General features: G+C 59.4%; 13 protein-coding genes. 10 read left to right on the top strand and 3 right to left on the bottom strand.

Translation table 11 applies throughout. The features are described 5' to 3' along the window. The first annotated feature begins 8 nt into the window (after positions 1–8). Entirely contained in the window at positions 9–1472 is a 1464-nt protein-coding gene (locus tag J7394_RS02265) for an ABC transporter permease (protein WP_209250630.1), read from the top strand. Between the two features lie 92 nt (positions 1473–1564). Beyond that, positions 1565–3652, top strand: coding sequence for an ABC transporter ATP-binding protein (locus J7394_RS02260; RefSeq protein ID WP_209250628.1), 2088 nt, complete (start codon positions 1565–1567; stop codon positions 3650–3652). A 72-nt stretch (positions 3653–3724) separates the two neighbouring features. Here the strand turns inward: J7394_RS02260 and J7394_RS02255 are convergent, their stop codons facing one another. Beyond that, the gene (locus J7394_RS02255; protein WP_209250627.1) at positions 3725–4303 is read right to left on the bottom strand and encodes a lytic transglycosylase domain-containing protein; all 579 of its coding nucleotides are present in this window, start codon (positions 4301–4303) and stop codon (positions 3725–3727) included. Positions 4304–4506: 203 nt separating this feature from the next. Between J7394_RS02255 and ssb the strand changes: the two genes are divergently transcribed. Both ssb and J7394_RS02245 read left to right on the top strand, forming a co-directional pair. Then, entirely contained in the window at positions 4507–5013 is a 507-nt protein-coding gene (gene ssb / locus J7394_RS02250) for a single-stranded DNA-binding protein (protein ID WP_170700753.1), read from the top strand. Between the two features lie 18 nt (positions 5014–5031). After that, positions 5032–6102: a site-2 protease family protein gene (locus J7394_RS02245; protein ID WP_209250626.1), complete on the top strand. Its 1071-nt coding sequence runs from the start codon at positions 5032–5034 to the stop codon at positions 6100–6102. A gap of 8 nt (positions 6103–6110) precedes the next feature. Here J7394_RS02245 and aroB read toward each other — a convergent pair whose 3' ends face one another. Further along, entirely contained in the window at positions 6111–7223 is a 1113-nt protein-coding gene (gene aroB / locus J7394_RS02240; protein ID WP_209250625.1) for a 3-dehydroquinate synthase, read from the bottom strand. Continuing rightward, on the bottom strand, positions 7224–7811 hold the full coding sequence (locus J7394_RS02235) for a shikimate kinase (RefSeq protein ID WP_209250624.1): 588 nt from the start codon (positions 7809–7811) through the stop codon (positions 7224–7226). Between the two features lie 79 nt (positions 7812–7890). Between J7394_RS02235 and J7394_RS02230 the strand changes: the two genes are divergently transcribed. From J7394_RS02230 to J7394_RS02205, 6 genes are all read left to right on the top strand, one after another. Next, positions 7891–8040 carry a hypothetical protein gene (locus tag J7394_RS02230; RefSeq protein ID WP_170376734.1) on the top strand — a complete coding sequence of 50 codons (150 nt, stop codon included), beginning with the start codon at positions 7891–7893 and terminating at the stop codon, positions 8038–8040. Continuing rightward, a complete protein-coding gene (locus J7394_RS02225; protein ID WP_209250623.1) occupies positions 8030–9553 on the top strand; it encodes a hypothetical protein in 1524 nt (507 codons plus the stop codon). The genes J7394_RS02230 and J7394_RS02225 overlap by 11 nt, the downstream gene beginning before the upstream one ends. Further along, the gene (locus J7394_RS02220; protein ID WP_209250622.1) at positions 9553–10506 is read left to right on the top strand and encodes a tyrosine recombinase; all 954 of its coding nucleotides are present in this window, start codon (positions 9553–9555) and stop codon (positions 10504–10506) included. Before J7394_RS02225 ends, J7394_RS02220 begins: the two co-directional genes overlap by 1 nt. Positions 10507–10569: 63 nt before the next feature. Next, entirely contained in the window at positions 10570–11877 is a 1308-nt protein-coding gene (locus tag J7394_RS02215; protein WP_170376728.1) for an HlyC/CorC family transporter, read from the top strand. Between the two features lie 92 nt (positions 11878–11969). Next, entirely contained in the window at positions 11970–14387 is a 2418-nt protein-coding gene (locus J7394_RS02210; protein WP_209250621.1) for an FAD-dependent oxidoreductase, read from the top strand. 31 nt (positions 14388–14418) lie between these two features. Next, complete coding sequence (locus J7394_RS02205) at positions 14419–15018, top strand: NTP transferase domain-containing protein (RefSeq protein WP_209250620.1); 600 nt, start codon at positions 14419–14421, stop codon at positions 15016–15018. Positions 15019–15733: the final 715 nt, after the last annotated feature.

Here is a 15733-nt window from a genome sequence, read left to right as displayed (position 1 = left end):
GTCAGATCATGGAACCACTTACCTGGACCGGCTCTATCGCCTTCCTCAACCCGCTACTCGCACTGGCGCTGGGTGTCATGGCCCTGTCCATCGTCGTCTGGATGCTGGCCAGCATTGTGCTGCCCGAGGATCAGATGACGGTGAACCCTGACGGTACGCTGACCTCAAGCTCGGGCCTGCGGAACATGATACAGGCCGCGCTGCGCTATAGCTTTATGGCCAGCGTGGCGATCGGGGTCGCCTATGTCGTGCTGGGCATCCTGATGGGTACCAGCGCCGGGATCATTGGTGCGATTTCGCAGCAGTTCCTGCCCGTCTGGCTGTCACTGATCATCCTGTATGCGATGTCAATCGCGTTCAAACGCAAGCTAGGTCTTTACGGCAAGCTTTTCGACAGCCCCATCGGCATGATCGGCTTTGGCCTTGTGATGTTCTGGGTTTTCACCGGCATCTTTGGCGCGCTCGACCTGATCGTGACCCATGACCCGCTGGCACAAATCTCGGGCATGAAAAACAAGGTTCCCGGCACACCTCTGCCCAATCTGGAGGACGGCCAATACGCCTGGTATCTTCTGGGCGGAGACAATCTGGCCCGCGACGTATTCAGCCGAATGGTCAAGGGCGCGTGGATTGTGGTTCAGATCGCGCCGCTTGCCACGATGTTTGCCTTTATGGTCGGGATCACGCTGGGCCTGCCTGCCGGGTACTATGGTGGTCGCCTGGATACGCTGTTGTCGTTCCTGGCAAACCTGATCCTCGCCTTCCCTGTGATCCTGCTGTTCTACCTGTTGGTGACGCCTGAGATCGTAGCGACCGGTGTGCCGAACTATATGGCGGCCATCCTGTTTGTCTTCCCGATCATCTTCCTCGGTGTCCTGCTGAATTCGCGCTACTACACGCGTCCGAATTTCCGGACACCTCTGCTGATCGGGGTTCTGGGCGTGGCGCTGTGGTTCTACCTGTCGCTGATTTCGACCGGAGGCTACATTATCAACACCGACAGCTACCGCATCTGGGGTCTGCCGACCTATCTGGATTTGTTCGACATTCCCGGCGGTATTCTGGTCGTGTTCGTTTCGGTGGTCTTTGTGAACTCTCCCACGGTGTTCCGCATCGTACGCGGGCTGGCGCTGGATATCAAAACCCGAGACTACGTGGCAGCGGCCCAAACGCGTGGTGAGGGTCCGTGGTACATCATGCTGTGGGAAATCCTGCCCAACGCGCGTGGTCCGCTGATCGTCGATTTCTGTCTGCGGATTGGCTATACCACCATCCTTCTGGGGACCTTGGGTTTCTTCGGGCTGGGCTTGCCGCCCGAAAGCCCGGACTGGGGCTCGACGATCAACGAAGGGCGCAAACTGCTCTCGATCTATCTGCACCCTGCCCTTCCGCCTGCTTTGGCCCTGTTGTCACTGGTTCTGGGTTTGAACCTGCTGGCAGACGGTCTGCGCGAAGAAAGTCTGAAGGACTGATGTGATCAAGGCCGGGGGCTCTGCCCCCGGACCCCCGAGGTATTTTTAGCCAGATGAAGGGGATCCCCCGGACTCTCGCGAGGAGTAACAAGATGAACAAACTGGCGGACTATGACGGGCCTATTCTGGAGATCGACAAGCTTTCGATCTCGTTTTTCACCCGGCTGAGGGAAATTCCCGCCGTTATGGATTTCTCGGTCAGCGTGCAGCCAGGCGAGGCTGTCGGGCTGGTGGGTGAATCCGGCTGCGGCAAGTCTACAGTGGCGCTGGGTGTCATGCAGGATCTGGGCAAGAACGGGCGCATCGTTGGCGGCTCGATCAAGTTCAAAGGGCGTGATCTGGGTGAGATGACCACCGAGGAACTGCGCGACATTCGCGGCAATGAGATCGCAATGATCTATCAGGAGCCGATGGCCTCTCTGAACCCGGCAATGAAGATCGGCAAGCAGTTGATGGAAGTGCCGATGATCCATGAGGGCGTTGGTCAGGAAGAGGCTTATGCGCGTGCATTGGAGGTCGTCACTGATGTGCGCCTGCCTGACCCTGAGCGGATGCTGAACTCTTTCCCGCACCAGCTTTCAGGCGGTCAGCAGCAGCGGATCGTTATTGCAATGGCGTTGATGTCGAAACCCGCCCTGTTGATTTTGGACGAACCCACCACGGCTCTGGACGTGACCGTTGAGGCCGCCGTGGTCGAACTGGTCAAGGATCTGGGTAAGAAATACGGCACCTCAATGCTGTTCATCTCGCACAATCTGGGGCTGGTACTGGAAACCTGCGACCGGCTGTGCGTGATGTATTCCGGCGAAGCGGTCGAGCGCGGCTCGATCAAGGATGTGTTCGACGAGATGCAGCACCCATATACACAGGCGCTGTTCCGGTCGATCCCCCTGCCTGGTGCCGACAAGAACGCGCGTCCGCTGGTGGCCATTCCGGGGAACTTCCCTCTGCCGCATGAACGCCCGCCGGGATGTAACTTTGGCCCGCGCTGCGACTATTTCGAAGAAGGTCGCTGTGACGCTCAGAACATCCTGATGGAGGCTGTGCCCGGCAATGATCGCCACCATACGCGCTGTCTGAAGTTCCAAGAGATCGACTGGAACGCGCCGATCACCGTTGGCGAACAAAAGGAAAAGGGCGAGATCGGACGGACCGTTCTGAAGATGGACAACCTCAAGAAATATTATGAGGTGGCGGCCAACGCCCTGTTCGGAGGCGGGACGACCAAAGTGGTAAAGGCCAACGAGACGCTGAGTTTCGAGGCTCATGAGTCCGAGACGTTGGCCATCGTCGGGGAATCCGGTTGCGGTAAATCCACCTTCGCCAAGGTTCTGATGGGGCTTGAAACGGCGACCGACGGGCAAATCCTGTTGGACAACCGCAACATCGAGGCCGTTCCGATCGAGGAACGCGACGCTAAGACCGTGGGTGAAGTGCAGATGGTTTTCCAGAACCCGTTTGACACGCTGAACCCGTCGATGACTGTCGGGCGTCAGATCATCCGCGCACTGGAAATCTTCGGGGTTGGCAACTCCGAGGCCGAGCGCAAGAAGCGCATGCTGGAACTGTTGGATCTGGTGAAACTGCCCCGCGCCTTCGCGGACCGGATGCCGCGACAGCTTTCGGGTGGTCAGAAACAGCGTGTCGGTATCGCGCGCGCCTTTGCGGGTGATGCACGGATCGTGGTTGCGGATGAGCCGGTCTCGGCCTTGGATGTGTCCGTTCAGGCGGCTGTGACCGATCTGCTGATGGAGATCCAGCGCGAACACAAGACCACCTTGCTGTTCATCAGCCATGATTTGTCGATCGTGCGCTATCTCAGCGACCGTGTGATGGTGATGTATCTCGGCCACGTGGTCGAACTGGGAACGACCGATCAGGTCTTCTCGCCCCCGTATCACCCCTACACCGAAGCGCTGCTGAGCGCGGTTCCGATTGCTGATACCTCGATCGAGAAACAGCATATCGTGCTGGAAGGCGATATTCCGTCGGCCATGAACCCACCGCCGGGTTGCCCGTTCCAGACGCGTTGCCGTTGGAAATCCGAGGTGCCGGATGGACGTTGTGAATCCGATGTCCCGCCTGTGAAGACCCTGGCCGACGGGCATCAGGTCAAATGCCATTTGGCCGAAGATGTTCTGGCTCGTATGGAGCCTGTGATAAAAATCGCCGCGGAATAGGCGTTTGTACGAACTTGAAAGGCCGGTCATTGACCGGCCTTTTTTGAGTTCCTGAGTTCGCCGTTCTGCGCCTTAGCCGCCCCAGATCACCTTCACGTAATTCTGGGTTTCCTTGTACGGCGGAATGCCACCGTGTTTCTCAACGGCCTTTGGACCCGCATTGTAAGCCGCCAGCGCCAAAGGCCACGACTTGAACTTGCGGTATTGCCATGACAGATACCGCGCGCCGCCTTCCAGGTTTTGCTTGGGGTCATGGGGATTTACACCCAAAAGCTGGGCCGTTTGCGGCATCAGCTGCGCCAGACCCAAAGCCCCTTTGTGAGATTTCGCTGTGGGGTTCCAGCCGCTTTCCTGCTGTACCAGACGCAAAAACAGCTCTTCCGGGATGTTGTGCTGGCGAGCGGCTTGGCGGGCAAGCGTCAGGTATTCTCCACGGTACTTTCCAGTATAGCGCTTGTCGAACCGGCCCTGCGCTACTTTCGGCTTAAGCCGCTCGGACCCGCGATATTGCGTCGCCGCGCGCGAGTCCAACACTTTGGATTGCTTGAGGAAAATGTCTTTTCTATTCTTGGTAGACAGTGTCTGAGCCTGCACCGGGGCCGTGGTCAGCAGCAGACACACACCGACAAAACCTAAAACCAAAGACCGCATGAATGCCTATCCTGCCCGATCCGAAAACAGGCAGAGTATATGTCGACCGCGCCTGAATGAAAAGCGTGCAGGACGGGGCAGGCAGATTCTAATCCGACACTGTGTCATCAACGTGTTTTCACCCTGATGCTGGCCGTATAGGGTCTCTGGCATATTCAGCGCCAGATTCGGCGCATTCAAGTGAGAACAAAGCGGGGAACTACATGGCGGGTTCAGTAAATAAGGTCATTCTGGTCGGAAATCTCGGCCGCGATCCCGAGGTTCGGTCGTTTCAGAACGGCGGTAAAGTGTGCAACCTGCGGATTGCGACGTCAGAGAACTGGAAAGACCGCAACACGGGCGAACGCCGGGAACGGACCGAGTGGCACTCGGTCGCGATCTTCTCGGAACCTCTGGCCCGCATTGCCGAGCAATACCTGCGCAAAGGCAGCAAGGTCTACATCGAAGGCCAGTTGGAAACGCGCAAATGGCAGGACCAGTCCGGCCAGGATCGTTACTCGACCGAGGTTGTTTTGCGCCCTTACCGTGGTGAGCTGACCCTGCTGGACAGCCGCGGCGAAGGTGGCGGCGGTGGCGGTTACGGCGGTGGCCAATCGGGCAGCTATGGCGGCGGACAGGCTGGCGGCGGCTACGGCGATCCTTATGGCGCCCCGTCCGGCTCACCTGCCCCGGCATCCGGCGGAATCGACGACGACGAGATTCCGTTCTAAACGAAACGGAGACACAACATGGCATGGTCCTTCGCTCTCGGCCGACTTCTCGGGTCCGAACTGAGGGTCCATGTCACCTTTTTCCTGCTGCTGGCTTGGGTCGGATTCGCGGCCTATTCCAGCGGAGGTTGGCCCGCCGCGATCGAGAACCTGATCTTCGTGCTGGCCCTGTTTGCCTGCGTTGTGGCGCATGAGTTCGGCCACGCCCTGATGGCGCGTCGCTTCGGCATCAAAACCCCTGACATCACCCTGTTGCCCATCGGCGGTCTGGCCCGGTTGGAGCGTATGCCGGAAAAACCGATGCAAGAGGTCTGGGTGGCCCTCGCCGGTCCGGCCGTCAATGTCGCGATCTGGTTGGTTCTGATGGGGTTTGGCGCTGGGATGCCCTTTGAGACGATCAGCCAGATCGATTCCGCAAATATCGGGATGCTGGACCGTCTCGCCTATATCAATCTTCTGCTGGCCGCGTTCAACATGATCCCTGCCTTCCCGATGGATGGAGGTCGCGTTTTCCGTGCCCTCCTCTGCCTTCGTCTGGACCGCGTCACAGCCACGCGCATCGCAGCGGCGAGCGGTCAGATGCTTGCTGTGGGGCTCGGGTTCTATGGGCTCAGCTCGGGCAACCCGATCCTCGTCGTGATTGCTGTTTTCGTGTTCTTCGCAGCCAATGCAGAAAGTCAGGATGTGGCGCTGCGCTCGGCCACGCGGCATGTTTTAGCGCGCGACGCGATGATTACAGAATTCCACGCGCTGTCACCTCAGGACACATTGAATACAGCTGCGCAGGCCGTGATCCATACAACGCAACATGAGTTTCCGGTTCTGGACGACAAAGGCCACCTTCAGGGCTTCATGACCCGAGATCACTTGTTCAAGGCACTGGCCGGCGATCACCCACGCTCTGACCCCGCCGTTTCGATCATGGAGCGTAACATCCCGCAGGTCGGCTTGACTGCTGGATTGGCAAAGGTTTTGGACGGGTTGCACAAAGGCGCGCCGGCGGTCGCCGTGATCAATCGCACCGGGCTTATGATAGGCTATATCACCCGTGAAAACATCGGTGAGTTGATGGTGATTCGCGGGCGCTGACCGTCTCGTCAGGCGGTTGCCAACGCATCCTCTAGCACCGACAGGACGGCCTCACGCGGGACATCCGAAGTCACAAAGGCCTGACCGATCCCTCGCGCCAGAATGAAACGCAACTGACCGTCGATCACCTTTTTGTCCTGCGCCATCAGGTCCACCAAGGCCTCGGCTCCGGGAAGATCACCGGGAATATCAGCCAGATCGGTTTTCATCCCCATAGCCTTCAAATGCGCCCGCACTCGGCTTGGGTCTTCCTGCGAACACAGGCCCAGTCGTGCCGACAATTCAAAGGCCAGCGCGCAGCCGATGGCAACGCCTTCGCCATGCAACAGCCGGTCGGAATACCCTGTCGCGGCCTCCAACGCGTGACAGAACGTGTGCCCGAGGTTCAAAAGCGCGCGATCCCCCTGCTCGGTCTCGTCGCGCGCGACGATATCGGCTTTCATCTGGACCGATCGCGTGACAGCACGCACCCGCGCGGCCATATCGCCCGAGGAGACATCGGTTCCGTTACCTTCAAGCCATTCGAAGAATTCGGCGTCGCCGAGCAGGCCGTATTTGACCACCTCTCCATAGCCCGACAGGAAATCACGCTGGGTCATGGTACCCAGAACCGAGGTATCGGCCAGCACCAAAGAGGGTTGATGAAACGCGCCGATCAGGTTTTTGCCCTGAGGCGCGTTGATCCCAGTTTTGCCTCCGACCGAACTGTCGACCTGCGCCAGCAACGAGGTCGGGATTTGAACGAAACGCACGCCACGGCGCAGCACAGCGGCAGCGAAACCTGCGAGGTCCCCGATCACTCCACCGCCAAAGGCGATGACGATGTCCCGACGCTCGACCTTTTCGGCCAGCAGCCACTCCACAGCTCGCTCAAAATGCGGCCAGCTTTTGGTCGCTTCTCCTGCAGGCAAGGCCAGTGAGGACATCTCGATCCCCGCGCTCGCAAGCCCATCGCGCAGGGCCTCCAGATGAAGGGCGGCGACGTTCTCGTCAGTCAGAACCGCAACTTTCGGACGGCGCAGCAAAGGCGCGATCCGAGCGCCGGATTGCGCCAGCAGGTCCGGGCCAATCTCGACATCATACGAGCGTTCGCCCAATTCCACATGTACGGTCTGATGCATCTATTTTCGTTCCAAAACATCGGGTCGGGCCAGCAGGGCGTCGACCACGCGGTCTACCATATTGTCGATCGAGGTCTCACCATCCGAAGCCACCGTCAAATCGGCCTCGGCATAGACGGGCACGCGCGCCTCGTACAGCGCCTTCAACGTCGCATAAGGATCGTCCGTCCTCAGCAACGGGCGGGTATCCTTGTGGCGCACCCGGCTCCACAACACATCAAGATCCGCACGCAACCAGACCGAGGCACCCCGTTCGGTGATCATGTCGCGGTTGCCCTCGGACAGAAACGCGCCGCCACCCGTCGATAGAATACCTTTCTGCTCATCCAGCAAGCGACCAATCACTTGGGTTTCCTTGGCGCGAAAAAACGGCTCTCCGTCACGCTGGAAAATCTCGGGGATGGTCATATTGGCGGCTGATTCGATCTCGGCGTCGCTATCGAGGAAAGGAACACCCAGCCGCGCCGCCAATGCGCGGCCAACAGCGGTCTTTCCGGCCCCCATCATGCCCACAAGAACAACGGTTTTGTGCAGATCAAACCGGCCCTGTGTGCCTGCCGCGTGTGTGTTATGCTTAATTTCGCTCATTTAACCGTGAATGACGTGATCTTAAGAAAAATGCCAGTTATAACTTGGTCAAAACCAAAAATTGAGGCAGCGTGGCGCCATGGGCCGTCTGATCAAGTTCCTGATATATATTGTTTGCCTGGCCTTCATCGGGCTGGTGGCCTACGCCTATGTGGGTCCTTATTTCGGTGCCGATTTCTCGGCCCCGCAAAGCGAAATCCGTGAACCGGTCACGTTGGATGTCGATTAAGCATGTGTTGGTCGCGCTGTCTCTGGCCGGAGCAGCGCAGGCGCAGCAGCCGCTGACCGCGATTGATTGGCTGAACGACCCGCCCGAGAACCTGCCGGGCACGGTGCTGCTGGAGCCTCCGGTCACGCAGAACGGAGGCCAGCCTGCAGTTGAGGTCACACCACTGGACGCGCTGTCGCAGCCGATAGGTCTGGTGTCGTCGAGTGTAACCGGGCTACCCGTCGACCTCTGGCATGGCAGCGACCCCGAGCGGATTTCAGAACTGATTGCTCGCATCCCGGTCAAGCACAACCCGGCCATGCAACGGCTGCTATTCACCCTTCTGCTGTCCGAGGCCCGCGCGCCCGGCGGTGCGTCTGGGGAAGAGACGCTGTTGCTGGCGCGTCTGGACCGACTGATGCAGCTCGGCGCGGCAGACCCGGCGCAGGCGCTGGTGCAACTCGCCGGTCCAACGGACACGCAGGCCCGGTTCGAACGCTGGTTTGATGCGACGCTCTTGACTGGAGACGAAGATCGCAGCTGCACTGCCCTGATCGCTCAGCCAAACCTGTCCAAAGACTATGCGGCCCAGATCTTCTGCAAGGCCCGCCGGGGGGATTGGCCCTCTGCCGCTTTGACGCTTGAGGCCGCCCACGCGCTAGAGCTGTTGCCGCCCGAGGAACTGGACCTCCTCGACCGTTTCCTCAATCCCGACATTTTTGAGGACGCGCCCTACCTGCCGCAGCCCGAGGACCCGGATCCACTGAGCTTCAGGTTGTTTGAGGCTATCGGAGAGCGTTTGCCCTCGGCCCCTCTGCCGCGGGCCTTCGCCAATGCCGACCTGCGCGATGTGGCCGGATGGAAGGCGCAGATCGAAGCCGCCGAGCGCCTGACCCGCATCGGCGCGCTGACCCCGAACCAGTTGCTTGGTCTTTACACCGAGCGTTCTCCGGCGGCTTCGGGTGCCGTTTGGGATCGGGTGGCCGCTGTGCAGCAGTTCGAGACCGCCCTGGAAACCGGTAATGTCGAGGCGATCAGCAAGACCCTCCCCCTCGTCTGGAAACAAATGCGCAGCGTCGGGCTTGAAGTGCCCTTTGCCGATCTCTTCGCCGAACGCCTCTATGGGGTCGAATTGCAGGGGGCCGATGTGGAAGTCCTGCGCTGGCGTATCCTGATGCTCTCGGACTTCTATGAACGCGCCGCAATGCAAGCGCCGGACACAGCGGTTGAGACGCAGTTCTTGGCAGCTTTGGCGCAGGGTGATCCGGGCCGCGCTGTTTCGCCGTCGCCCTTGGCTGATGCGGTCGCGCAAGGGTTCGCCTGGGCCGCGCCGGTGCCGTCGGATATCGCGGCCTTACTGGACAACGGTCAACTCGGTGAGGCGATTTTGGAGGCGATGCAGTTGTTCGCCCACGGTGCCCGCGGCAATCTGGTGGATATGACCGCAGCCATCGCGACCTTCCGTCGTGTCGGGCTGGAGGAAACCGCCCGCCGTGCAGCGCTGAACCTATTGATCCTGAACGAGCGCGGATGATGAGCGGCCCGGCATCAGATGAGCTGTGGATTTCAACCTTCCTGCAGGCGCAGGCCGCCGAATTGGGCGCGGCCACCAACACTCTGTTGGCTTATGGTCGCGACCTGAAGGATTTCGCCGCGTGGCTGGAACATCGTAAAACCAGTTTCGAGCAAGCAGATCGGGATCGGATCGAAGCCTATCTGATCGACTGCGATGCGCAGGGCCTCTCCCGCGCGACCCGCGCCCGCCGGTTGTCGGCGATCAAACAACTCTACCGGTTCGCGTTCGAAGAAGGCTGGCGCGAAGCGAACCCGGCCATTCAGATCAAAGGTCCGGGCCGCAAGAAGCAACTGCCCAAAACGCTGGACGTCCCCGAGGTCGACCGCTTGTTGGAGGCCGCTCGCCAGACCGGACGCAGCCCGGCCGACCGTATTCGCAACACCTGCCTGATGGAGCTTCTCTACGCGACCGGTATGCGGGTGACGGAGCTGGTCTCCCTGCCCGTCTCGTCGGCGCGCGGCGATCCCCGCATGTTGCTGGTGCTGGGCAAGGGCGGCAAAGAGAGGATGGTTCCCTTGTCTCCTCCGGCCCGCGATGCACTGGCCATTTGGCTTGAGGAACGAGACAAGGCCGAGGATGCAAGTGTTGAAAAAGGTGGCAGCCGATCAAAATTCCTGTTCCCGTCACGGGGCAAATCCGGGCACCTGACCCGGCACAGGTTCTTTCTGCTGGTCAAAGAGCTGGCGGTTCAGGGCGGTGTCTCGCCCGAAAAGGTCACACCGCATACGTTGCGCCATGCCTTCGCCACCCATCTGCTGGCAAACGGGGCCGACCTGAGATCAATCCAGACCCTACTGGGCCACGCAGACATCGCGACGACCGAGATCTACACCCATGTGTTGGATGAACGGCTGTCAGAACTGGTGCTGGAACATCACCCGCTGGCGAAAGACAAGGGTAGCAAGGGCTAACCCCTTGATTGCAAGGGTCCGCATCCCCATAACGGGTGCAGAAACACGAACAACCAAGGACCGATGGAACCCACATCCTCTCTGATCGACGGCGCATTCTGGTTTACCACTGGCGCTATCCTGCTTTTGCTTGTCCTTTCGGGCTTTTTCTCAGGCTCAGAAACAGCGCTGACCGCATCGTCCCGAGGGAAGCTGAGGGCACAGGCCGACAAAGGCTCTCGTGGGGCGCAAAAAGCGCTCGATATCACCGATGACAATGAGAGGCTGATCGGCTCGGTCCTGCTGGGCAACAACTTGGTGAACATCCTTGCGGCCTCGTTGGCGACGGCCCTGTTCACCCGACTGTTCGGAGAAAGCGGCGTGGCGCTGGCCACACTGGTCATGACCCTGCTGGTTCTGATCTTTGCCGAAGTTCTGCCCAAGACCTATGCCATCACCAATTCGGAAAAAGCCGCCTCTGCCGTGGCCCCGATCATCAGCGTCGTCGTCACCGTTTTCTCACCCATCGTGGCCGCGGTACGCCTGTTGGTGCGCGGCGTCTTGCGCATTTTCGGTGTCCAGATCGACCCCGATAGCAACATCCTCGCCGTGCGCGAGGAAATCGCAGGCGCGTTGCAGCTGGGCCATTCCGAAGGCGTGGTCGAGAAAGAAGACCGCGACCGCATTCTAGGCGCATTGGATCTGGGGGATCGCGCGGTTGAGGAGATCATGCTCCACCGTTCGAACATCGAGATGATCGACGCCGATGCGGAGCCGGATGCCATTCTGGAACAATGCCTGCAAAGCCGTCACACCCGCCTGCCCGTCTTCCGTGACGAGCCCGAAAACATCATCGGCGTGGTTCATGCCAAAGACCTGTTCCGTGCGATGTATGCTCAGGTCGGCGGATCCGAGAGCAATTCGGACCGTTTGGCCGGGTTCGACATCACCAAAGTGGCAAACGATCCCTATTTCGTGCCGGAAACCACCACTCTGGACGACCAGATGCGAGAGTTCCTGCGCATTCGCAGCCACTTTGCCCTGGTGGTCGACGAATATGGATCGCTGCGCGGCCTGATCACGCTTGAGGATATTCTCGAAGAAATCGTTGGTGAAATCGCCGACGAGTTCGACATTGAGGAAGAGGTTCCCGTCACCCGAACCGAGGACGGCCAGTTCCTGGTCGAAGGGGCCATGACCATCCGCGACGTCAACCGTGCCCTTGACTGGTCCCTGCCGGATGAAGAGGCGAACACCGTCGCTGGCCTTGTGATACATGAGGCACAGATGATCCCCGTGGTCGGTCAGGTGTTTTCCTTCCACGGGTTCCGGTTCGAGGTTACCGCGCGCGAGGGCAACCGGGTGACGGAGCTGAAGATCAGACCTCTCTAAGCGCGGGATGACGTGCGCGACATTATTTGTCGTTTTTACACTTGCACCCCCGGAGCCTCCGGTCAGACTTCCAGAAAATCTGGGAGTCTTTCATGAAACTGCAAACCCGCGTGGCGGTCATAGGGGGCGGCGTTGTTGGCTGCTCGGTTCTGTATCACCTGACCAAACTGGGGTGGTCCGATGTGATGCTGCTTGAACGGTCCGAGCTGACTTCGGGCTCGACCTGGCACGCGGCGGGCGGGTTTCATACTCTGAACGGCGACACCAACATGGCGGCGCTGCAGGGCTATACGATCCGGCTGTATAAAGAGTTGGAAGAGATCACCGGCATGTCCTGCGGGCTGCACCATGTAGGCGGCGTAACCCTGGCAGACAATCAGGATCGGTTCGACATGCTGCTGGCCGAACGCGCCAAGCATCGGTTCATGGGGCTCGAAACCGAAATCGTCGGCCCGGATGAGATCAAGAAAATCGCGCCGATCACCAATACCGACGGCATTATCGGCGCGCTCTATGATCCGCTGGACGGGCACCTGGACCCATCGGGCACGACCCATGCCTATGCCAAGGCTGCGCGGATGGGTGGGGCCACGATCGAGACGCATTGTATGGTGCGCGAAACCAACCAACGCGCGGATGGCACCTGGGATGTGGTCACCGACAAGGGCACGATCCATGCCGAGCATATCGTCAACGCGGGAGGCCTCTGGGCGCGTGAGGTCGGTGCAATGGCGGGTGTCTATTTCCCGCTACATCCGATGGAGCATCAATATCTGGTCACCGACTCGATCCCTCAGATCGAGACCATCATCAACGCGGGCGGAGAGCATCCACACGTGATGGACCCTGCTGGTGAGAGCTACCTTCGACAGGAAGGGCGCGGCCTGTGCATTGGGTTCTACGAACAACCCTGCAAGCCTTGGGCCGTGGACGGAACGCCGTGGGAATTCGGGCATGAGCTGCTGCCCGATGACTATGACAAGATCACCGACAGTATCGAGTTCGCCTATTACCGCTTCCCTGTTCTGGCCGAGGCCGGGGTGAAATCGGTGATCCACGGCCCGTTCACATTTGCGCCGGACGGGAACCCTCTGGTCGGGCCGGTGCCCGGGATGCGCAACTATTGGTCTGCTTGCGGTGTCATGGCCGGGTTCAGCCAGGGTGGCGGCGTTGGCCTGACACTGGCGCAGTGGATGATCGAAGGCGAGCCGGAGCGCGATGTGTTCGCCATGGATGTGGCGCGGTTCGGCGACTGGATCAGCCCCGGCTATACCCGCCCGAAGGTCATCGAGAACTATCAGAAACGATTCAGCGTCGCCTACCCGAACGAGGAACTGCCCGCCGCGCGACCCAACCGCACCACGCCGATGTATGACATTTTCAGTGATCTCGGCGCAGTCTGGGGTCAGCAATATGGGCTGGAGGTGCCGAACTACTTCGCGCAAGGCGATGAGGCGAGTTATGAAACCCCCTCCTTCCGACGCTCGGACGCGTTTGACGCCACGGGGCGCGAGGTCCGCGCTGTCCGCGAAGGTGTGGGTATCAACGAGGTCCACAATTTCGGCAAGTACCGCATCTTGGGACCGAATGCCCGCGCGTGGCTGGATCGGATCATGGCGGGACGTATCCCACAACCGGGCCGTGTCTCCCTGACCCCAATGCTGTCATCGAGAGGCAAGCTGATCGGCGATTTTACCGTGTCTTGCCTGAGTGAGACTGACTTCCGCCTGACCGCCTCATACGGCAGCCAAGCCTACCACATGCGTTGGTTCCAGCAGAACGCAGCTGAGGACGTCTCAATCAGCAATATCAGCGACCAGCTGAATGGCTTCCAAATCGCGGGCCCTAGAGCAACCGAGGTTCTTGCCGCCTGCACGCGCGAGGATGTCTCGACCCTCCGGTTCCTTGACGTGCGTCCGATGACGATCGGCATGACGGATTGCCTCGTGCAGCGGGTCAGCTACACCGGCGATCTGGGCTATGAGATCTATTGCGATCCAATGGCGCAACGACAGCTCTGGTGGACCTTGTGGGAGGCCGGACAGCCCCACGGGATGGTGCCTTTCGGAATGCGCGCCATGATGTCCTTGCGTCTGGACAAGTTCTTCGGCTCGTGGATGCGTGAATTTTCTCCGGACTACACAGCCGCAGAAACGGGGCTGGACCGGTTCATTTCGTTCTCCAAAAACACCGACTTCATTGGTCGAGCAACGGCCGAGGCAGAGCGGCAAAGCGGTACGGCGCGCAAACTGGTCGCCTTCGAGGTCGAGGCTGAAGATGCGGATGTGAACGCTTACGAGCCGATCTGGCTAGACGGAGAGGTCGTCGGTTTTTGCACCTCAGGCGGCTATTCCCACTATGCCCAAACCTCGGTCGCGATGGGGTTCCTTCCGACGGACCGCATTAAGGACGGGCTGGAGGTTCGGATCGAAATCCTCGGTCAGATGCGGACCGCGCGGGTGATCTCGACTCCGCTATTTGATCCTGAGGGCGACCGAATGAGGGGCTGACAACGCTGCAACCGGACGGCATGTTGCCCCCATGACAGACATACCCATCATACTGCTTGCGGCAGGGCAATCTCGACGCATGCGCGGTGCAGACAAGCTGCTGCAGGCGGTCGACGGCATGCCCCTTTTGCGGCGATCTGCCATGACGGCCTTGGAGGTCGGACCGGTGATCGTTGCGCTCCCTCCCCGCCCTCATGCGCGCTACGATGCGCTGGACGGTTTGGATGTGCAGAAGGTCCCAATTGCGGATGCGGCAGAAGGCATGAACGCCAGTCTGCGCGGCGCGCTGGCCCAAGTGCATAACGCTGCGCCGGCCGTCATGGTGCTGCTGGCGGATTTACCTGAGCTGACCGCGAACGACCTGCGCACTGTGCAGAACGCCAGACGCGCCAATCCCGACCATCTGATCTGGCGCGGGGCGACATCGGCTGGCAAACCCGGTCATCCCGTGATCTTTGATCGCCAGCTTTTTCCCGAACTTCGGAACCTGACCGGAGATCAAGGCGCCCAATCCGTCATTCGCGCGCATAAGGACAAGGCCCACCTGACACGTCTTCCCGGTGAAAACGCCCTGCTTGACCTCGACACACCCGAGGCATGGGCGGACTGGCTCAGAAAACGAGGGTCGTAAACGAACACGACCCGGTCGTTAAAGACCGGGTCGTGTGCCCAAAACAGGACTACCACTTTCAGCAATCAATAAAGCTAAACCAAAACACCTATACAGGTGGTCAGGCGTACAGCAGCTAAAACCTAAACAAGACCCCCTCGTTAACATGCCACCAGCGCTTTAAGACTGAGCAAGCCACGGGCACCCCCTAGTGCCTTTGGCTCCCCCTCACTTGGGCAGGTCCATATTTGCTGATCCGATGCTTCGAAACAACGTAAAATTGGAAGAAACGGTTAACTAGGGACGTCTCAGTTTGGTTTTTAGGCAACATCTCGTTGCGTCAAGATCAACCTTAAGGGGATTTCCGCTGGACGGGATATTGAAAACAACCCCATTAAACATAGTCTTATTCTTTAATAACCACGCAATTGCAAGAAATTAGCTGTTGTCTTCTGAGTTCTCTCCGGCCACCTTCTACCTTAGGTAGAGTGCCCAAAAACAATGCCAAACGGCTCGCCGTTTGTTCATGCTCAATATTCAATTCAATCAAATTCAAAGTTTGACAGCCAATTCAGCAACAATCCTCCGATTCGCGGCGCGCCAGCAGGCCTGAATTCGCGAATCCAGACTGCGTTCCGACGACACGGAACATGTGCTTTGTGGCAAAATTAAGTTTTCTTAATTCATCAGTCAGGAAAGACACAGATTGAGGGCTCATTTGCTGTTTCAACGCGCG

This window comes from Ruegeria sp. R13_0 (assembly GCF_017743995.1).
In the GTDB taxonomy this organism is placed as follows: Bacteria; Pseudomonadota; Alphaproteobacteria; order Rhodobacterales; family Rhodobacteraceae; genus Ruegeria.
Note: the sequence above shows the minus strand (reverse complement) of the source record. Positions and strands in the feature narration are given on the sequence as shown.